The 20,105-nt window shown below is 60.9% G+C and carries 17 protein-coding genes and 1 pseudogene; 12 read left to right on the forward strand and 6 right to left on the reverse strand.

Annotation, left to right across the window (positions count from 1 at the left end; genetic code table 11):
* Positions 1-5: 5 nt before the first annotated feature.
* The 4 genes from AC57B1_RS23900 (at position 6) to AC57B1_RS23915 (ending at position 5,197) form a co-directional block, all read left to right on the forward strand.
* Complete coding sequence (locus AC57B1_RS23900) at positions 6-1,439, forward strand: NAD-dependent succinate-semialdehyde dehydrogenase (protein WP_496418895.1); 1,434 nt, start codon at positions 6-8, stop codon at positions 1,437-1,439.
* 68 nt (positions 1,440-1,507) lie between these two features.
* Positions 1,508-2,788, forward strand: coding sequence for an MFS transporter (locus tag AC57B1_RS23905; RefSeq protein ID WP_496418896.1), 1,281 nt, complete (start codon positions 1,508-1,510; stop codon positions 2,786-2,788).
* Between the two features lie 25 nt (positions 2,789-2,813).
* Positions 2,814-4,475, forward strand: coding sequence for a GMC family oxidoreductase (locus tag AC57B1_RS23910; RefSeq protein ID WP_496418897.1), 1,662 nt, complete (start codon positions 2,814-2,816; stop codon positions 4,473-4,475).
* Positions 4,476-4,597: 122 nt separating this feature from the next.
* Positions 4,598-5,197 carry a MarR family winged helix-turn-helix transcriptional regulator gene (locus AC57B1_RS23915; protein WP_496418898.1) on the forward strand — a complete coding sequence of 200 codons (600 nt, stop codon included), beginning with the start codon at positions 4,598-4,600 and terminating at the stop codon, positions 5,195-5,197.
* A 623-nt stretch (positions 5,198-5,820) separates the two neighbouring features.
* Here the strand turns inward: AC57B1_RS23915 and AC57B1_RS23920 are convergent.
* From AC57B1_RS23920 to AC57B1_RS23935, 4 genes are all read right to left on the reverse strand, one after another.
* Entirely contained in the window at positions 5,821-6,540 is a 720-nt protein-coding gene (locus AC57B1_RS23920; RefSeq protein WP_204520823.1) for an SDR family oxidoreductase, read from the reverse strand.
* Positions 6,541-6,572: 32 nt separating this feature from the next.
* On the reverse strand, positions 6,573-7,454 hold the full coding sequence (locus AC57B1_RS23925) for a Rossmann-fold NAD(P)-binding domain-containing protein (protein WP_496418899.1): 882 nt from the start codon (positions 7,452-7,454) through the stop codon (positions 6,573-6,575).
* A 182-nt stretch (positions 7,455-7,636) separates the two neighbouring features.
* On the reverse strand, positions 7,637-8,233 hold the full coding sequence (locus tag AC57B1_RS23930) for a carbonic anhydrase (RefSeq protein ID WP_496418900.1): 597 nt from the start codon (positions 8,231-8,233) through the stop codon (positions 7,637-7,639).
* 151 nt (positions 8,234-8,384) lie between these two features.
* On the reverse strand, positions 8,385-9,008 hold the full coding sequence (locus AC57B1_RS23935) for an HD domain-containing protein (RefSeq protein ID WP_288830392.1): 624 nt from the start codon (positions 9,006-9,008) through the stop codon (positions 8,385-8,387).
* A gap of 387 nt (positions 9,009-9,395) precedes the next feature.
* On the opposite strand from AC57B1_RS23935, the gene AC57B1_RS23940 reads away from it, so the two are divergent.
* The gene (locus tag AC57B1_RS23940; protein ID WP_408354404.1) at positions 9,396-10,394 is read left to right on the forward strand and encodes a GlxA family transcriptional regulator; all 999 of its coding nucleotides are present in this window, start codon (positions 9,396-9,398) and stop codon (positions 10,392-10,394) included.
* A 125-nt stretch (positions 10,395-10,519) separates the two neighbouring features.
* Positions 10,520-11,161, forward strand: a complete 642-nt coding sequence (locus AC57B1_RS23945) for an HD domain-containing protein (protein ID WP_496418901.1) — start codon at positions 10,520-10,522, stop codon at positions 11,159-11,161.
* Positions 11,162-12,123: 962 nt separating this feature from the next.
* Here the strand turns inward: AC57B1_RS23945 and AC57B1_RS23950 are convergent.
* Positions 12,124-12,270: pseudogene (locus AC57B1_RS23950) on the reverse strand (5'/3'-nucleotidase SurE); the annotation flags it as partial.
* A gap of 163 nt (positions 12,271-12,433) precedes the next feature.
* Between AC57B1_RS23950 and AC57B1_RS23955 the strand changes: the two are divergent.
* The 6 genes from AC57B1_RS23955 (at position 12,434) to AC57B1_RS23980 (ending at position 18,537) form a co-directional block, all read left to right on the forward strand.
* Positions 12,434-12,739 carry a DUF4148 domain-containing protein gene (locus AC57B1_RS23955; protein WP_408352003.1) on the forward strand — a complete coding sequence of 102 codons (306 nt, stop codon included), beginning with the start codon at positions 12,434-12,436 and terminating at the stop codon, positions 12,737-12,739.
* A 163-nt stretch (positions 12,740-12,902) separates the two neighbouring features.
* Positions 12,903-13,592 carry a type 1 glutamine amidotransferase domain-containing protein gene (locus tag AC57B1_RS23960; protein WP_408352001.1) on the forward strand — a complete coding sequence of 230 codons (690 nt, stop codon included), beginning with the start codon at positions 12,903-12,905 and terminating at the stop codon, positions 13,590-13,592.
* 161 nt (positions 13,593-13,753) lie between these two features.
* On the forward strand, positions 13,754-14,911 hold the full coding sequence (locus tag AC57B1_RS23965; RefSeq protein ID WP_496418902.1) for an alkene reductase: 1,158 nt from the start codon (positions 13,754-13,756) through the stop codon (positions 14,909-14,911).
* Positions 14,912-15,290: 379 nt separating this feature from the next.
* Positions 15,291-16,100 carry a helix-turn-helix transcriptional regulator gene (locus tag AC57B1_RS23970; RefSeq protein WP_408351997.1) on the forward strand — a complete coding sequence of 270 codons (810 nt, stop codon included), beginning with the start codon at positions 15,291-15,293 and terminating at the stop codon, positions 16,098-16,100.
* 98 nt (positions 16,101-16,198) lie between these two features.
* Positions 16,199-17,602, forward strand: coding sequence for an NAD-dependent succinate-semialdehyde dehydrogenase (locus AC57B1_RS23975; protein ID WP_496418903.1), 1,404 nt, complete (start codon positions 16,199-16,201; stop codon positions 17,600-17,602).
* A gap of 164 nt (positions 17,603-17,766) precedes the next feature.
* A complete protein-coding gene (locus AC57B1_RS23980) occupies positions 17,767-18,537 on the forward strand; it encodes an alpha/beta fold hydrolase (protein WP_496418904.1) in 771 nt (256 codons plus the stop codon).
* A gap of 400 nt (positions 18,538-18,937) precedes the next feature.
* Here the strand turns inward: AC57B1_RS23980 and AC57B1_RS23985 are convergent, their stop codons facing one another.
* Positions 18,938-19,951 carry an alpha/beta fold hydrolase gene (locus AC57B1_RS23985; RefSeq protein WP_408351989.1) on the reverse strand — a complete coding sequence of 338 codons (1,014 nt, stop codon included), beginning with the start codon at positions 19,949-19,951 and terminating at the stop codon, positions 18,938-18,940.
* Positions 19,952-20,105: the final 154 nt, after the last annotated feature.

The raw sequence follows: 20,105 nt of genomic DNA on the forward strand, positions 1-20,105 counted from the left end.
AAACCATGTACGAAGATGTCCAGCTCTTTATCGACGGCGAATGGAGATCGGGCGCGTCCGCGCGCACCATCGGCGTTGTGAATCCGGCGACGGAAGAAGTCATCGGCCACGTGGCGCACGCCGAAATCGCCGACCTCGATGCGGCCGTCGCCGCGGCGCAGGCGGGCTTTGACGTATGGAAGCGCACGAGTGCCTACGAGCGCGCAAATATCATGCGTCGTGCAGCCAACCTGCTGCGCGAGCGCGCCGATTCGATTGCACGGATGATGACACTGGAACAAGGTAAGCCGCTCGCCGAAGCGAAAGGCGAGGCGCTGTCGGCGGCCGATCTCATCGACTGGTTCGCGGACGAAGGACGCCGCGCTTATGGACGCATGATTCCGTCGCGCATTCCCGGCTCATATCAGCTCGTGATGAAGGAGCCGGTCGGTCCGGTTGCCGCATTCTCGCCCTGGAACTTCCCGATCAATCAGGTCGTGCGCAAGCTGTCGGCCGCGCTGGCGGCGGGCTGCTCCATTATAGTGAAAGCCCCAGAAGAAACGCCCGCCGCGCCCGCCGCGCTGATTCGGGCATTCGCCGACGCGGGCGTGCCGCGCGGCGTCGTCAATCTGGTGTACGGCGTGCCCGCCGAGATTTCCGAATACCTCGTGCCGCATCCCGTGATCCGCAAGATATCGTTCACCGGGTCGACGCCAGTCGGCAAGCATCTCGCGGAACTGGCGGGCCGGCACATGAAGAAGGCGACGATGGAACTTGGTGGTCACGGCCCCGTACTCATCTGTGATGACGCTGACGTCGACACTGCCGCTGCGCAACTCGGGGCGTTCAAGCTGCGCAACGCAGGCCAGGTGTGCACATCACCAACGCGCTTCCTTGTGGAGCGCGCGGTATTCGAGCCGTTCGTCGACAAGTTGATCGCGGCGATGTCGAAGGTGCGGGTAGGCGATGGTCTGACCGAAGGCGTGACGATGGGTCCGCTCGCCAATGAGCGCCGCTTGCGCGCGCTGCAGGGCCTGGTCGACGACGCGCTTTCGAACGGCGGCGAACTGCGCACGGGCGGCAAGCGCATTGGCCAATGCGGTTATTTCTTCGAGCCGACCCTCCTCGCGAACGTGCCGCACAGCGCGCGGATCATGCAGGAAGAGCCGTTCGGCCCGATCGCCGTGGTCAACGCTTTCGACTCCCTCGACGCGATGATCGCCGAAGCCAACCGCTTGCCCTACGGTCTGTGCGCATTCGCCTACACCCGCTCGGCGAAGCAGGCACATCGCATCGCAACTGAAGTCGAGACGGGGATGATCACCATCAACCAGATCGCAATTGCATTTCCAGAAGTGCCGTTCGGCGGCGTGAAGGACAGCGGTTATGGCACCGAAGGTGGTGCAGAAGCCATCGACGCGTATCTGAATCTCAAGTACGTATCGCAACTCGACATCTGACACACAGTCGGCGCGCCCAGCGGTCGCCGCGCACGCCGATACGCAAAACCATAAACTGGAGACAAGCAATGGACCTCGAACAGCAAGTCATGAGAAGGGTTATGTATCGCCTGATGCCTGTCCTGATCTTTTGCTACCTGATTGCGTATATCGACCGCAGCAATCTTGCGGTTGCCGCCATCGCGATGAATCGCGCGCTCGGCCTTTCGCCGACCGACTACGGATTTGCCGCTGGCATATTCTTTCTCGGCTACGTCATCTGCGAGATTCCGTCGAACATCTTCCTCTCGAAGCTCGGCGCGCGCCTGTGGATCTCGCGCATCATGCTCACGTGGGGCCTGCTCTCCGGCGCGATGGCTTTCGCCGTCGGCGCAAAATCGCTCTTCGTGCTGCGCATCCTGCTCGGCGTCGCAGAAGCAGGGCTCTTTCCCGGGCTGATCTTCTACATCTCGTTCTGGTTTCCGTCGACGTATCGGGCGCGCGCGTTCGGCTATTTTCTCGTGGCGATTCCCCTGTCGATCGTGATCGGCGCGCCGCTCTCCGCGTCGATCCTGTACATGGACGGCATCGCCGGGCTCGCGGGTTGGCAGTGGGTGTTCCTTATCGAAGCCGCGCCGCCGGTGCTCTTCTCGTTCTTCTGCTTCTTTTTCCTGACGGATTCGCCCGCCAAGGCAAAGTGGTTGGAAGACCCGGAACGCGAATGGCTTATCACCCGGCTGTCGAGCGACGTGGAACACGTCAACTCGCACGGCCGCGGCGATATCATGGCGGCGTTCACCCATCCGCGTGTATGGCTCCTCAGCCTCATTAACGTCGCGCTGATCGCGTGCAGCTACGGCTGCGTGTTCTTCCTGCCGCTTATCGTGTCCGAGTTCGGCTTCACGAAGATGCAGACCGGCCTGATCACTGCGCTGCCGTTCCTGGCGGGCGCCATCTTGATGATCGTCTGGGGCCGCAAGTCTGACCGCGCTGGCGAGCGCAAGATGCATCTGATCTTCCCCTTACTGGTAGCGGTGGTCGGCTTCGGCATGGCCGCCGAAGTCGACACGGTGACGGCCAAGATGATTGGCCTCACCCTTGCCGTGTGCGGGACCTTCGCGGCGCTACCACCATTCTGGTCGTTACCGCCAATGTTCCTGAAGGGCACGGCGGCGGCGGCCGGTATAGCGATGATCAACACCATCGGCAGTCTCGCGGGATTCGGTGCGCCGTATCTGATGGGCTATGTGAAGCAGCATACCGGCAGCTACGGCCTTGGATTGCTCATCATCGGTGCGAGCGCCCTGATCGCCGTTCTGCTCGCGCTTCGCATTCGCTCGGAAAAATTGCTGTTGCGCCGCACCGCTTGAACCGTTTATAGGAGGCAGGCACGTTATGGAAGCATTCGACTATGTCATCGTGGGCGGCGGTTCGGCCGGATGCACGATCACCGCAAGACTCGTGCAGGCTGGCAAGCGCGTCGCACTGATCGAATCGGGACCCCCGGATAATCATCCGTTCATCCACATTCCCGCGACCTTCTTTAAGGTGCACGGCACGCGTCGCATGTGGATGTACAAAACGCTGCGACAAGCGGGTGCCAACAACCGCGAGATGTATATCCCGCAGGGGCGCACGCTCGGCGGCGGCAGTTCGGTGAACGCGATGATCTACATCCGCGGCCAGCATCAGGACTTTGACGACTGGGAAGCGTTCGGCGCGCGCGGGTGGGCCTGGCGTGACGTGTTACCGTATTTCGTGAAGAGCGAAGGCAATGCGCGATTCGGCGGTCCGTTGCATGGCACATCCGGGCCGTTGAAGGTCAGCGATGCGCGCCACGTGCATCCGTTCTCACGTGCGTTCGTCGAGGCTGCGGCGCAAGCAGGCGTGCCGTTCACCGATGACTTCAACGGCGAACGCCAGGAGGGCGCGGGTCTGTTTCAGACGACCACTTTTGACGGGCGCCGGGGCAGTAGCGCGGCGACGTATCTTAAGCTCGTCAAGCAGGATCCGCGCTTGCGGGTCGTCACCGGGGCCGACGTGCTCAAAGTGATGTGCGACGGGCGACGCGCGACCGGCGTGCTAGTGCGTCATTCGAATGGGGAGGAGGAGCGTGTTGCGTGTCGCGGGGAAGTAATCGTCTGCGCAGGCGGCGCGGCGAGCCCGAAGCTTCTGATGCTGTCCGGTATCGGGCCGGCCGGGCATCTGCGCGAACTCGACATCCCTCTGACCCATGATCTGCCAGGCGTCGGCGAGAACTTCCAGGATCATCTGACTGCGCCAATCTATGGGCGCGCGCGGCATCCGCATAGCGTGCTCGGGCATGATAGGGGACTGCGTGCCCTGATGCATGGACTGCAGTACGCGTTCACTCGCTCGGGTCTTTTGAGTTCGAACGTGATTGAAAGCGGCGCATTCATCGACACGGCTAACGATGGACGTCCCGACATCCAGATTCACACGACCCCCACGCTCGTCGGCGATGTCGATCGCAAGCCGCTCGAGGGACACGGCATCACCATCGGCCCGTGTGTAGTGCGCCCGAAGTCGCGCGGCACAGTGCGGCTCGCATCAAAGGACCCTCTCGCGCCCGCGTTGCTTGATCCCCGCTTCTACAGCGATCCGTACGACATGGAGACAATGATCCGCGGCGTGAAGATCAGCCGCAAGATTATGCGTGCGCCCGCGCTGCGCGAATTGATTTCCGAAGAGTTAATGCCGAGCGCGCAGGAGGACATCAGCGATGCGCAAATCGAGGAGCATATCCGCACGGTATCGAAGACGGTGTTTCATCCGTCCGGAAGCTGCCGGATGGGCGTCGATGTGTTGGCCGTGGTCGATTCGCAACTGCGCGTGCACGGCATGAACAATCTGCGTGTCGCCGATGCCTCCGTGATGCCCGCTCTCGTGAGTGGCAACACCAATGCGACGGCCATCATGATCGGCGAGCGCTGCGCGGATTTCATTCTCAATCCGTTGATAAAAAAGGAGGAGAGCACAGTGCTGGCCAGCGGTTCCGGACTCCCTACGAAAGCTTCTCAAGCCGCGAAGCTTTGAGGAGTGTGCCAGAAGGCGGTGACCCGGCGGATTTGGGAAGTAACCGCCGATTCTGCTAATATACGTGACGTTGTCATGTACATTGGGCAGAATCGAGTGCCCCTGATCGCTGGAGGAAAAACATGGGAATGACGGTGCGAAAGGGTAAGAATTCAGCGGACGAGCGCGTTGCCCCGAATCAGGAAGGCGCGCCCGCACTGGGCGATTTACGCGACCTGGTCTCGTTTCAGTTACGTCAGTTGACCAACATTTACACCAAGGGTTCGTCGAGCGCATACGAACGCCGCTTCGGTCTGACAATGAACGAATGGCGCTGCATGGCGCTTCTGCATGGCAAGCGCGGTATGTCGATGAACCGGCTTGCCGAGCATGCGCAGTTCGATCGGGGCCTCGCGAGCCGCACGGTCCGCGGCCTCGAAGAGCGGGGGCTGCTCGCCCGAGAAGCAGACGTCACTGATGGCCGCGGCGTGGTGATTACACTGACTGCGCAGGGCAAGGCGCTAGTGTCGCAGGTTTTTCCAATCGCCGAAGAACGAAACGCGCAGCTACTTTCGTGTCTCACGCGTGCGGAGCGTGAGATGTTGCCGGGCGTTCTACAGAAGCTCACAAATCAGGCGCGCGCCATGCTCGATCAGGAGCGCGAGGAAGCGGAGTCCGAGGATGTTGCTTCCGACTCTCACGACTCACGGCAGGTTGAGGCGAGAGAACGTTTGCCAGTGTAAAGAAAGCAGGCTCGTAGGGAAAACACCGCGCTGCGCTGTCGCAAGTAAGCAGTATTCGGTCGCCGTACGCCCCCGATCGTTTCATCCCGCCGGCAGTTTTTCTGCGGGTCGTCGTTCATTGTCACCTTAGTAGGTCCTCGGCCAGGGCGTGAGGTGGCCCGATGTTCGCTTCGTTGGCCAAACTGCTTCGATTGCGTCGCCGGCTCGGGCTGCGCCTACTCACGCCGGGCCGAAAGCGCAACAATTGTCGCATCGTCGGCGCTATCGAGCGTGCGGCCACGTTTCGCGCTATCAGAAGACGATTTAAAGCAGGGTGAGTTTAAGAAAGCGTGCGACTGCTTTGCCTTGGAAGCGGCCGTCGGAGCATTTCCGGCTCGAACGGCGGAAACGGGTCGGTGACGGTCCGCCGCGAGTCGATCTCTGGCGAGCAACCTATCCAATCAGCATCGGACCGTGACCGGCCATCTACGGCCGTTCGCCCGAATTGTGTACGAGCCGCCCGAACGACGACTTCTACCTGTATTCCTGACGTTCGAGTCAGAAAGGCGGGTTGGTCGATCACGCCTTGTCCAGCGAGCGCCGTATTACGCGCCACCCCGCGAAAACGGGGCGCTTCTTCCCCCTCAATTTCCTTCGAGGATGTCGGGATCGATGTAGCCCGGGACTGCGAGAGAAAGCGTCGCTTTCAGCGCCCGGGCACCGGCATCCGCCAGCACTTCGCTCTCGCCCGCTTCGAGCGCGTCGCACGTCTGCCGGACGACATCGACGGGATTCGCCTTTGGAACGTCGAAATCCTTCGTGAGATCCGTATCCACGAAGCCGACGTGCAAGCCCAGCACGCGGATGTTCCTTTCCTTCAGAAGGGCTCGCACGTTGTTGGTGAAGCTCCACGCCGCAGCTTTCGACGCCGCATACGGCGCAAGAGTCGGCACAGTACGCCAGGTGACGTCGGAAAGCACGTTAACGATAGCGCCGCTGCCGTCGCCGGGAAGCCGGGGCTCGAAAGCGCGAGTCACTCGCACGACGCCGTAGTAGTTCGTCTCGAAGATGCGGCGAGCGTGATCTTCCGCACTGCCGGCAAGTGGCGACCCGGTGATTTCCGCGATTCCTGCGTTATTGATGAGTATGGTGACATCTGGCGCGGCTTTCGCGGCCGCCTCGACCGAAGCGAGGTCCGTCACGTCGAGAGCGATGGGAACGAAGCCGGGCTCGCTGAAAGCCGCCGGATTGCGTACGCCCGCGTACACCTTCGCCGCGCCGCGGGCAAGTGCCTCGCGTGCGAATGCAAGGCCCAGTCCGCGGCTGGCGCCGGTCACAAATACAATGGAGTTCTCGATCTTCATTTCAATCTCCTTGGTAAGTATGGCGTAACGAATCACGGCCGGAAAAGCGAGCGCCTGGCGCGAACGAACTCCCCAACCGTCTGTGGTGCCTTCCCGGTAACCTGTGCGATCACGTGGTCGGAACCTTTGAACACACCGTTCTGATAATCGACGGCGACTTCAATGAAGTGCTGGATCGCGAACTCGGGAAGATCGTACTTCTGCAAATGCGCGCGGTATTCGTCGAGCGTTGTTGGGCGATAGACGATCCTCCTGTCGATGACCTTGCTTATTTCGTTCGCGATGTCGCTGTGATCCATTTCGACGGGACCGCACAACTCATACGCCTTGCCGACGTGCTCCTGCGGCTGCGTGAGCACGGTAGCGATAAAACGGGCCTGGTCTTCCGCTGCGATCGGTGCATGGCGCCCTTCGCCGTACGGGAGTGCGATCTGTCCAGCCTTGACGATGGTGTCGAGCACCCACGGGAAGATCAGCCATTCGGAGAAGAATGTCGGGCGGATATGAATAGTGGGCACGCCCGACCACTCCAGTAAGCGCTCCGCGATCCAGTGATCGCGCGCGGCATGGCTCTTCGCGTTTTCGCGCGCGGATATCTGCGACATCTCCACCACGACTTCCAGGCCGGCGCGGCGCGCGGCATCGGCGAAATAGGCGGTGCCCTGGATGAAACCCGGGCGCACCGGATAGCAGAGATACGCACCCGTGACGCCCGAGGTGACGCGAATCAGATCGTCGTGATTGAGCAAATCGCCTACTACTACTTCGGCGCCGGCGGCGCGCAGCGCAGCGCTGCGCGCGTCTTCTATGCGTACCATGGCGCGCACCGCGTGCCCGGCTTCGAGCAGGTTGTTGACGGTATAGACGCCGGTCTTGCCCGTGGCGCCGGTAATGAGGTACTTGCGTTGCTGCATGATGATGCTCCATTTGCGTAGGTTGAGTGATACTGCGTTAAGCCGTACGACACGGCAGATTTTCTGCCTGCCTCGCTGTGTGCATATGCACATATTGAGGCGAACGAGCGCGTCGTTCCATGTGTCCGTTTATACCTTGATCGCTGCGGCCTGTTGCCAAACTTCGCCCAGCAGCGACGCCACTATGCGGGGACGTCCCGCACCACCTCCGTCAACTCGCCAGAATTCATCTCATAGAAGAAGCCGTAGAGCTTGACCTCCTTTGGGACAGCCGGGCTGGCACGAAGCAGTTTGACATCGTGTTTGATCGACTCCTCGAAATGTGAAATGGCGAGGCTATCCTGATCGAACAATGTTGAGATATCTGCGTGGTGGTGATCATGGAACTCGTCGACAAGAGTCTCCGGCGTAAAAGCCGTCGCGCCGCAGAACGAGTGATGCACCACCACGACGTTTTGTACTTTGAAAAGATAGTCCATCGTCGCGACCGATTGAAGAGCCGAAAAGGCACGGCCACCCGCGTTCGACACTGCGAACAGCGTCCGCGTGTTGCCGATCCGGTTGCCGGCTTCGTCGAGAATGTTTTCGCCCGGGTAGACCTCGTCGCCGAAATAGTCGGCGACAGCCTGCGGTATCTCGGATGCCCGCGGATCAAAGCAGTGGATCACGATGGTCTTCATCGGGATGAACTGATTGAATCCCTGGAAGGCGGTTCGATCAAACCATGCCGGGTCAAACCATGGTTGCGTCCTGAATTCGAATTCGGTGTATTTGGTCATTTGGCTTGCTCCACGTTGTACGGTCTTTGCGCTTAAACGAAGGCGGCGTTCGGGTACTGCTATCGCTACCGAGTATAGGTTTGTCGAACCGCGGCACAAATGACGTTCAGCCCTCGATTTCTGCCAGCAACATGGATGCTCGAAGCACCGCTCATTCGTCAAACGGCGCCCAGTCCAGCACGACCGGTGCATCCACGATTGTGAGCGGCGATCGGTTGTGTGCAACGCGGGAGCAAATGTGAAACCAGTGCGGGTACGGCTGCTTGCAGTCGACTTCGTGATTGAGCATTTCGTTGAAAGCGCGCTTGAAGTTCCGGCGGGGATATCGTCGTAGCACTTCGGCGACGTCTGCTGGGTCGAGCTGCGCGCCGGCCACGCCAGAGACGTCATACGCCAGGCCCAACTGCATAAGGCGGCTGGTGTCCCCCCTGAAATGATTCATATCCCACGTATGCAGCGCGATGTTGTCCCAAACATTCTGTGCACGATCCTTCGATACGCCTTGTTCAACAAGGAACATCCGCGCTGCACTCGCACCTTCAATTTCGAAGCGGTGAGGACCGGGGGCATGATCGGTAAGTCCCAGATCGTGCAGCACGGCTGACAGGAACATCAGCTCACTATCCACCTTCGTTCCTTCTTGTTGCGCGAACAGCTCACCAAACCAGTAGCATCGCATCACGTGGTTGAACAGCGCCTCGTTCGAGACCGAGCGCGCAAGCGCCTCAGCCTCGCGGACAATCCTGCTGTCCGGTACCTTGATATCTGAGATCACGAGAATGTCCTGGCTGACTGACGTCAAAAATGGTCAGCCGAGTATAGGCTCACGAACCGTTCCGCGATTGACATCCACACCTCGTTTTCTGCCGATTGGTAGCGTGCGGGCCGTCCCGCAGGCACGGTGCGAATTGCGTGAGCCCACGTCGAACCATCCTTCCTCAAGCCGCCCAGTCAGGCCGGCCTATCACAGCGGCGGCAGAAAACGAGGGGGAATTGTCATTGCCGCCGCACGCCAATGCCGATAGCCTGTCGCCAGGACGCGACGCCAAGCCAAGTTCTCCCGGCGGTCTTGTCGTCGTGCGTGCCGGCGGGCCTCGAAGGTGGCTGGCTGGATCGGCGATCCGGGAAACTGAAACTCGCCACACCTCGACGCCTCAGGCAAATGGCTCAGATCGACACATCGGACGGACAAGTACCTCGCAAGGTTGTCATCGTCGCTTATGAGGGTGCCAAGCTGATGGACATATCCGGTCCACTGCAAGCATTCAGCGACGCCTGCTTTGAAGATGGTCGCCCCGCCTATCACGTCGTTCTTGCCTCCGAGGCGGGGGGGCCGGTCTCCACCGATACTGGCGTCAAGCTGGAAACCGTACGGCTCGACGACGCGGTGATCGACTCCGTCGACACGCTGCTCGTTGCCGGCGCCGACCTGATCATGCCCGCTGCCGCGACTGCATCGCTTCGGGCGAGGCTCGTGAGTTATCTCGACCGGCCTCGTCGGCTCGGCTCCGTCTGCACGGGCGCGTTCGTCCTCGCCCAGTTGGGCGTTCTGGATCGCCGCGATGCGACGACACATTGGGCTGCGTGCAGCCGGCTCGAGGACCAGCACCCGACCATCAACGTCAAGCCAGACGCGATCTTTGTCACCTCCGGTCATATCTGGACATCGGCCGGCGTCTCCGCTGGGATTGACATGGCGCTGGCAATGATCGAGGACGATCTGGACCACCTGGCGGCGCTCAATGTGGCGCGCGGCATGGTTCTTTTTCTCAAGCGACCCGGCGGTCAATCGCAGTTCAGCATAGAACTGCGTCAGCAGATGCGCGACGCGCGCGGTCGGTTCGACGACCTTCACGATTGGATTCGAACCCATCTCGAAGCGGACTTGTCGATTCCTGCACTCGCGGACGCAGCGCGAATGAGCCCACGCAACTTCGCTCGTGTCTATCTTCGCGAAACCGGGGAAAGCCCTGCGCGGGCCGTCGAGAAGATCCGCATAGAAGCGGCCAGACGCCTGCTCGAATCCGCGCGCGATCCTATTCAAGTCATCGCGCGTCGGACCGGTTTTGGAGATGACGAACGGATGCGCCGGGCATTCGCAAAGGTTTATGGCGTGTCTCCGCAGGACTATCGCAGCCGCTTCGGTCAGCCGAAGTCTTGACCCGAAAACCGCCAGAGATGCCTTCTCCGTCGGAGCGAACGAATGTCCCTGGACGAGGGCTGTTTGTCGTTGCCGCGAAAGACAGGGTGAACTATTTTTTCGACTCAGACTTTTGAGGAGAATATATGAACCCCCCTGTCATCATCGGAGGCATAGCTGCGCCGGACTCGGAGCTCGTCCGCGCAGCGGCCGCTCTCGTCGAGCAAGCCCATTCGAAGCCGTTCCTCAATCATGTCCACCGGACATGGTGGTTTGCTGAGTTCATTGGTAAAAAGCGGCAGATGAAGTATGACCGCGAGCTGGTTTATCTTGCGTCGCTGCTTCACGACCTGGGTTTGTCGGAGGATTACATTGCGGATAAGCGTTTTGAAGTGGATGGTGCCGACGCCGCGAGAAGATTTCTGCATGTGCACGACTATCCGAAGACGAAGGTGGACATCGTCTGGGATGCCATCGCCCTTCACTCGTCCGCCGAAATCGCCGATCGCAGGGAACCGGAAGTCGCGCTCGTCCACTTCGGCGCTCACGTCGACGTCCTGGGGCTCAGGATGGATGAGATCTCGTCGCAGCTGATCGACGACACGCTCGCGCTCTACCCGCGGTTGGGCTTCAAGAGGGCGTTCACGGAGGCGCTAGCCGAGGTTGCGAGACTTAAACCACACACTGCCATCGGAACAGGTCTTGCCGACGTTGGACGTAGCCTTGTGCCTGGTCTCCAAATTCCCAACGTTTGCGACCTGCTCCTTGCGGCACCTTTCGAAAGCTGAGCCTTTCGCGTGACCTCAATTCCACCAAGGCCGCAGAAGCAGGCGCTTTCTTCACCGACATGCGGGTGATCTATTGCCGGCAATGTTGGCAGGTTGCACGCACAGCGCTGAATGAGCAGTCCGGCATTCTGTGTGTTGATCAAGGACTCTCATGTTGCGGCAGTGCTAGCTTTTCTGGGTGGGCCGCTTGCCACTGAAGTTACGTCCGCCCTTGTTGCCGCATCTGGGGACGTCGGATGCAGTCGGCGCCAGACGGCTTTCGCGCTGCGATCGACGATCGACGATCGACTGCATGGGTTCAATCGAAAAGATCTATCCGGACAAGCGATGGAGCAGTCGTCACACTTCAGCATGAGGCTTTACATATTGGCTTCACCGCCTTTGTCACCGTCACCCCTTGGCGGTCATGGAGCCATTTTGAGCGACGACTGTCGAATGCCCAGTTTCCATCGATGCCTCGCAGCCATGTCGGCTATAGCGAAACGCCATACCGGAACATCTTTCGGAGCAAAAATGAAACGCCGAGGTGGAGGTCGGTCGGACCTAGGCGAATGTCGGATGAGCCATCGGGAGCAGACGTTAGAGTCACTGCTCTACGAGCGACCGCAATGGGTCGCCTGCGGTCCGACGCGAGCCGACCTTGGCAAGCAGTCTATGCAATTGGCATGGGACCGTGGTCGGCCATTAGGAGCCATTCGCCGGCAGTTGCTCACAGCTCTTCCGATGTCTGCTTTGCGTTACTGAACGGCCACTTATCGCAATGTGCGTGTGGTCGCGCTTTGTTCTTGCCCGGCCTAAAACCTGTTTCCTTGCAAGCCGGCCTGAAGTGTCGCGAAGGTCTGGAAGGCGGTGCAGTCGAAGTGCAGCGGCGTCACACGAAATGCGCGTCGACACAACGGCGGTCGTTTCGCAATTGAGCGCCGTCTACGCGCGGTGTCCCTGCGCACGCTTTGCGGTCGCTAAGTGCGACTGAGCGCGATCCAAGGCAGGCCGGGCAGCAGGCCCGTCATCGCTGCACCGACGCAGCCGGAGAACATTGTCTCCACGCCCAGGTTCGCGCCGCGATTGATGCTCGACAAAGCGAGCGTGGGTGCTGCGGCCTTCATCAGACTTACGCCTGCCTGTGACCCTCACTCATAGGATCACAAGACGCCTTCTTCGCTCGGTTTCGTTTGCTTAAAGTGACACCACTGCAGCAGCTTTGCTTCTGTCTCGCTGCTGCAAGCACAGTTACTTCGCCACTTTAGTCAACGACAACCTTGGGAAGAAATCATGAAATCGCTCATCAAAGCTGTTGCAGTCGCCGCCGCCTTTGCCATCCCCGCAGCATCGTTCGCTCAGTCGAATGATCAGATCAGCCGTGCGCAGGTTCGCCATGAGCTGGTACAACTCCAGAAGGCTGGATACCGTGCCGGCCAAGGCGATCAGGCGTTCTATCCGGCGCAAATCGAGGCCGCCACTGCACGTGTGGCTCCGGAGGAAAAGTCCGCGAGCGGCTTTGGCGGTGTAAGCAGCGGTTCGTCGGCCAGTGGCGCACTGGCGACCAACGGCGTCCGGTCTCTGTATTCCGGCCGTTGATTCAACGCCGCGAACGATGTCACGACCAAACGAACGGACCGTGACGCGCCCTAACCGATTGCCGAGGCGAAGCACTGACTACATAGCCGTGTCGTCATGACAGCGTTGCCGGCAATTCACGACTCAAATTCACAGCTCACCTATCACGCAACGGGAGAACGACATGAAAGTACTGATGGTTTTGACCTCGCACGCTCAATTGGGCAACACGGGCCGCGAGACCGGCTTCTGGCTGGAAGAACTCGCGGCACCTTACTACACGTTCAAGGACGCGGGCGCCGAGATCGTGCTGGCCTCGCCGCAGGGCGGTCAGCCGCCGCTCGATCCGAAGAGCAACGAGCCGGCCAATCAGACCGACCAGACACACCGCTTTGAAAACGACGCGGCGGCCAAAGCGCAACTCGCGGCAACCGTGCGCCTCGACAGCGTCTCCCAGGCGGACTTCGACACGGTGTTCTATCCCGGCGGCCATGGCCCGTTGTGGGATCTGGCCGAAGACCCGCATTCGATCGCGCTGATCCAGTCGTTCATCGCCGCCGGCAAACCCGTTGCACTCGTGTGTCATGCACCGGGCGTACTGCGCCACGTCACCACGGCGGACGGCAAGCCGCTGGTCGAAGGCAAGAAGGTAACGGGCTTCGCGAATTCGGAAGAAGCCGCGGTCGGCCTGACCGATATCGTGCCGTTCCTCGTTGAAGACGAACTGAAGGCCAAGGGCGGCATTTATTCGAAGACCGTCGACTGGGCTCCGTATGTAGTCACCGACGGGCTGCTCATTACCGGACAAAACCCGGCTTCGTCGTCCTCCGCTGCCGCCATTCTGATGCAGCACCCGGCGTTCGCCGCCCAATAAAAGCCGCCTGTCTGCCGACGCGCGTTGCCTCCGGGCAGGCGCGCGGCGTTTTCACCAGAGAGCCAGTTAGCTGATCGCGCAGGATCGCCATGATCGCGCGCAGCCGGCTCGATCAGCCCGTCGCAATGCGCGACCTGGGTCCATTCGGGAGCGAAAAGAACATGGAATATCCTTCACTCTTCACGTCGCTCAAGCTCGGGCGACACATCTTGCGCAACCGTATCGTGCTGCCGCCGCTGACGCGCCAGAGAGCGGCCCAGCCCGGCGACATACCGACCGCATCGAGCGCGCTCTATTACCGCCAGCGCGCCGGCGCGGGCTTCATGATCAGTGAGGGAACGCAGATAGAACCGCGTGGTCAGGGCTACGCGTGGACACCCGGCATCTACAGCGACGAACAGGTCGAAGGCTGGGCTCGCCTGACCGACGCAATACACGCTGAAGGCGGCGTGATCTTCGCGCAGCTGTGGCATGTGGGCCGCGTCTCGCATACCGCGTTGCAGCCCCACGGCGCAGCGCCGGTTGCGCCTTCGCCGATCGCGGCACAGAAGGTCAAGGCGTTCATCGAGACCGGTCCCGGCACCGGCGCGCTGGTCGAACCATCGGTGCCACGCGAGCTGAGCGTCGCCGAGATCCGCGAGTTGGTCGGCCTCTACGCAAAGGCTGCGCAGAACGCGCTGCGTGCGGGCTTCGATGGTGTCGAGATTCACGCGGCCAATGGCTACCTCGTGAATCAGTTCATCTCGGCACACTCGAACAAACGTGAGGACGAGTACGGCGGCTCGCTGCACAACCGCTTGCGCTTTCTGCGCGAAATCGTCGGGGCGGTCGCCGCGGTGGTCGGGCCTGAACGGCTGGGGGTGCGCTTCACGCCGTTGTTCACGAGCACCGATCAGGATCGCGTGTACATCGGCCTCGTCGAAGACGATCCTCATCACACGTATATCGAGGCAATCAAGGTGCTCGAAGCTGCCGATGCGGCCTATGTGTCAATAGCGGAAGCCGACTGGGATAACGCCCCCGATCTGCCGGCGGCATTTCGCGAGGAAGCCCGCCGGGTGTTCAGCGGCCGCATCATCTATGCGGGTCGCTACACGGCCGAGCGCGGCGCGCGCCTGATCGAAGCGAACCTTGCGGACCTGATTGCATTCGGCCGCTCGTACATCGCGAACCCGGATCTGCCTGAGCGCATCGCGAACGGCTGGCCGCTTAATGCCGTGAATCCGGCAACGTTGTATGGCGGCGGGGACGAAGGGCTTACGGACTATCCGGCCTACGCGGAATCGTTGTCCGTTCAGGCAGACGAGGTGATCGCATGAGCAAGGAAATCGGAGCGAGCCATCGCCTGTGCGATCAAGCAGCCCGACGACGTCGACATCGACGAGATCGTGCTTCGTCCCACGAGCCAGGAGTTCTGAGCGAACGCTGACCTACACTTTCCAGCGACAGGGCCACGCGGAAGACATTCTGCGGGGCCATCACCAAATGCGGCGCTTCATACGAGAGCGGTTTCGACGGGTTCGTATGAAGCGCCGCTAGTCGTCGTGGCATAACCTGGATATTTTGCTGTGATAGTGTTCGCATTCCCGGTCGAGCCAGGCATGCCCGGGCCGTCAGTTGGCTGGTCGTAAGCTGCCTCGCGACGATGCCCGGCACGTCCGCTCGCCCGCCTGAACGTTCGTCGTTAACCGAGACACTATGTCCAGAAGACCCTCTGCCGAGCAGCGACGCGAACTTGGTGCGTTTCTTTCAATCCGCCGCGGCCGCCTGCAACCTGCCGAATTTGGCCTGCCCGACGGCCCCCGCCGTACCCCCGGCCTGCGCCGCGAAGAGCTCGCCGTACTCGCGGGCGTCAGCGTCAGCTGGTACACCTGGCTCGAACAGGGCCGCGACATTCAACCGTCCGCCGATGCGCTGCGCAGAATCTCGCGCGTGCTCAAGCTCGACAACGTGGAATCGGCACATCTGTTCGCGCTTTCATCGCGCGAGCTTTCGCAGGTAGCAACCGGGAGCGGCGGCGTCACCGAAGGCCTCGAACGACTGGTTCGCTCGATCAACGTTCCGGCCTATGTCCGCAACACGCGGCTCGACATCCTTGCGTGGAACGATGCCATTGCCGACCTGTTCGTCGACTATGGATCGCTGGAGCCCCACGAGCGCAATACCTTGCGCCTGCTGTTTCTTTACAAACCCTATCGCACGCTAATTCTCGACTGGGAGCAGATGACACGCGGCATGATCTCCGCGTTCCGCGCCGCGCGCGCGCAGGCGCCAGATAAGGCGCCCTTCGATAGCCTCATCGACGAGCTCACTGAACTGAGCTCCGAGTTCAGCGACTGGTGGCAGGACACCGAGGTCAAAGGTTTCGATGAAGGCGACAAACGGCTCCGTCATCCAGCTGGTGGCCACATCGAATTCACTTACGTTGCGTTGACGCCCACCGGCAGACCGGACCTGTCGCTCGTGACTTACATTCCTCGACACTCTGCCAGTGAGTCCGACTCATAGGATCACAAGACGCCTTCTTGACCCGCCCCGGTTTGCATAGAGTGACACCACTGCAGCAACGTTCCCGCTGCTCGTCACTCCACTTAATCGAGGCAAACATGTCGAACCTGAACCTTCCCACCGCCATCGGCGCAACGTCGCGCAATCCCGCAACCGGCGAGTTCATCGCGCACTATCCGTTTCAGACTGCCGACGAAGTCGAGCGCATGCTGGAGGACAACGCCGCGGCGTACCGGCTGTGGCGCGCGACGCCCATGGCTGTGCGCGTGGAAAGTTACCGCCGCTTGGCCGCGACGTTGCGCGAGCGCTCGGAAGCGTTGGCCGCGCTGATTACTCAGGAGATGGGCAAGACGCTCGCCGCCTCACGCTCGGAAATTGCCAAGTGCGCCAGCGCGATCGACTGGATCGCAGAGCATGGTCCCGCATTTCTCGCCGACGAACCGGCGCCCGTCGAAGGCGACGATCAGGTCCATGTTTCCTATCTGCCGATCGGTTCCATCCTTGCCGTGATGCCGTGGAATTTCCCGTTGTGGCAGGTGATTCGGGCATCGGGCCCGATCATGCTCTCGGGCAACGGCTTCATTCTCAAGCATGCAGCCAATGTGATGGGCTCGGCGTACGCGTTGCAGGACGCTTATGAAGCCGCCGGCTTTCCAGTCGGACTCTTCGCCAACCTGAATGCCGATAATGAGACCGTGGCCCACGTGATCGAAGATCCGCGCGTTGCCGCCGTGACGCTGACCGGCAGCATGCGGGCCGGGTCCGCCGTTGCATCCACGGCGGGCCGCGCGTTGAAGAAGACGCTGCTGGAACTCGGCGGCGCCGATGCCTTCATCGTATTGGCCGATGCGAACATCGACCTGGCCGTGAAAGCGGCCATCGAGGCTCGCTTTCAAAACGCCGGCCAGGTTTGTCTCGCGGCCAAGCGGTTCATTGTCGAGCGGCCCGTTGCAGACGAGTTCACGCGCAAGTTCGTGGGCGCCGCGCGTCAGGTCGTGGCGGGCGATCCGCACGATCCGGCAAGCACCATCGGGCCGATGGCGCGCGCCGACTTGCGCGACGAACTTCACGGCCAGGTGCAACGCACAATCGAAGCAGGCGCGACGCTGCTGCTCGGAGGTAGCAAGGTGGAAGGCGCCGGGAATTACTACGAGCCGACCGTGCTCGCGGATGTCGCCCCTGGCATGGCTGCTTTTGACGAAGAAACCTTTGGCCCGGTCGCCGCAATCACGGTTGCCGACGACGCCGAGCACGCTATCGAACTTGCCAACACGAGCGACTACGGTCTCGGCGGCAGCCTGTGGACGAGCGACGTCGCCCGTGCGCAGCGAATCGCACGCCGGCTTGAAACGGGCGGCGTCTTTATCAACGGCTTCTCCGCCTCGAATCCGCGCATTCCGGTGGGCGGGGTCAAGAAGAGCGGATACGGCCGTGAACTGTCGCACTTCGGTCTGCGCGAGTTCACCAACGCTCAGGCGGTGTGGGCCAAAACCGTCGATTGATCCGACGTTCCCAGGTTCGCCGATCACCTCGCGTATCGATAAGGCATCCAAAACATTCGTGCCGGCTTTCGCATGACCCGTACGCTAACGGGTCATCAGCGGCAGCCTGCAAGCTGAACCATTGCAACCAATTGTCCAATCAACGTTAACTTCTCGAGTCGAAAATGAAAACTATCAACAACATTCGCCGTTTTGCCGCAGCCTTGACCATTGGCGTCAGCGCATTCGCCACGCAGTTCGCCGAAGCCGCACCTGTCAAGAACATCGTCCTGGTTCACGGCTATTTCGCCGACGGCTCGGGCTGGCAAGCCGTGTCGAAGATCCTCGCGCGGGACGGCTATAAAGTCTCGGTGGTTCAGGAGCCCGAGACCTCGTTTAAGGAAGACGTCGCCGCGACTACGCGTATCGTCGATGCGCAGGACGGTCCCGCAATCCTCGTCGGCCATAGTTATGGCGGAGCGGTGATTACCGAGGCGGGCAATAATTCTCGCGTAGCGGGCCTCGTCTACATCGCCGCGTTCGAACCGGACGCTGGCGAAAGCCTCAAGGACCTGACGACGAAAATGCCGGCCGCGACAAAAGCCATCAAGGCAACCGACGATGGCCACCTCTACTTCGACGCAGAGCACTTCAGAGCCGACTTCGCTGCTGATGTAGCCGCCGCGGAGGCGGCATTCATGGCGAGTTCGCAGGTCATGCCGGCGCATGAATCGTTCACCGCGCCGGTGAGCCAGCCGGCATGGAAAACGAAGCCGAGCTGGGCCGTCGTGGCAACTCTGGACCGAACTGTAAATCCCGATCTTGAGCGTTGGATGGCGCGCCGCGCGAAGAGCACGGTCGTGGAGGTTCCGTCCAGCCATGTTGCCTACCTGTCGCATCCAGCAGAAGTCTCCCGGGTGATCGAGCGGGCGGCTACTGCAACGGGCAGCCGCTGAGGGGCTCGGGCCGGCTACTGGTGCGTCGCTAACCTGGACGAGCCGCGTGCCAGGACGCAGCGGCCGACCGGCGACCGCTTCTCTTCTATCACAAGACGCCGGCCGCCTGGCGTCGAACGGCCGATAAGAGTCGGGGCCGAAAAATAGAGCCGAAGTCGCCGGCGATGCGTGCGCGTCACGAGTGATCTTCGGCGACCGGCCAGGAAGCGACGTTTAGTTGATGACGCGGTCGGACATTCGAGCGTCAGCTTCATTTCGTAACCGGCCATCAAATCTTGCTCGCGCCCGAAGTCTCCACCCTTTCGCGTCTGACGTGACGATGGCGCCGAACCTGGTGATTGTCGACAAACAATGAAGCAGCGATCCAGACCATCATCCAGTTCGCTGCGTCTGCGTCGCCTTACTTTTGTACGAACGCCAGAAGATCGGCGTTTAGCGTGTCGGCATTCACGGTAAGCATGCCGTGCGAGAAGCCGGGATATGTCTTGAGCGTTCCGTTCTTCAGCAGTTTGATTGACTTCAAAGCCGCATCCGCAATCGGTACGATCTGGTCGTCTTCGCCATGCAGCACAAGCGTTGGAACGGTGATTGCCTTGAGGTCGTCAGTCTGGTCGGTTTCGGAGAACGCCTTGATGCCCTCGTAGTGCGCGAGGGCGCTCCCCATCATCCCCTGACGCCACCAGTTCTGGATCACGCCCGGATAGACTTTGGCGCCCGAGCGGTTGAATCCGTAGAACGGGCCAGTGGGAACGTCGAGAAAGAATTGTGCGCGATTTTCGGCGAGCGCTTTGCGAAAACCGTCGAAGACTTCAATTGGCAGTCCCTCGGGATTGTCGGCGGTCTTGACCATCAGCGGCGGGACGGCGCTGACCAGTACCGCCTTGGCGACGCGTCCAGACGGCTGGCCGAATTTCGCCACATAGCGGGCGACCTCGCCGCCACCGGTCGAGTGACCAATGTGGACCGCATTTCGCAAGTCCAGCGCTTCGACGACGGCAAACGCATCCGATGCGTAGTGATCCATATCGTGGCCACTCGGCACCTGAGCAGAGCGGCCATGGCCACGGCGGTCGTGTGCCACCACGCGATAGCCTTTCGATACGAAGAACAGCATCTGCGCGTCCCAGTCGTCGGACGAGAGCGGCCAGCCGTGGTGGAAGACGATCGGCTGTGCGTCCTTCGGACCCCAGTCCTTGTAGTAGATCAGCGTGCCGTCTTTGGTTCGCAAATAGTAGTCGTCTTGGCCATGACCGGTTGCGCTGTGTCGGCTGGAGCCAGACTTACCGTTCCCCGATGCAGCCGCGCTAGCTGGGACAGCGGTGGCCGCAGCCACCGCACTCGCAACGCCGACGGTTGCGGATAGCAGCTTGCGTCGGGAGACCTTTGCTCCCTCGAAACCAGATTCGATCTTCATTATTTCTCCGTTTGCCATGTGTGTTGAAAGGGCTGACAGACCGTCTTCACCCTACGTGGAACCGTACCGACGTTGAATGCTCGCTGTCCTTGTCATGTGCTTAAAAATCCTTAAAACCTGTCGCGAGCGAGTTGTACATTGGCCTCGGCAATTG

The organism is Paraburkholderia sp. BGA-UO-ETr-F21, from assembly GCF_059567925.1.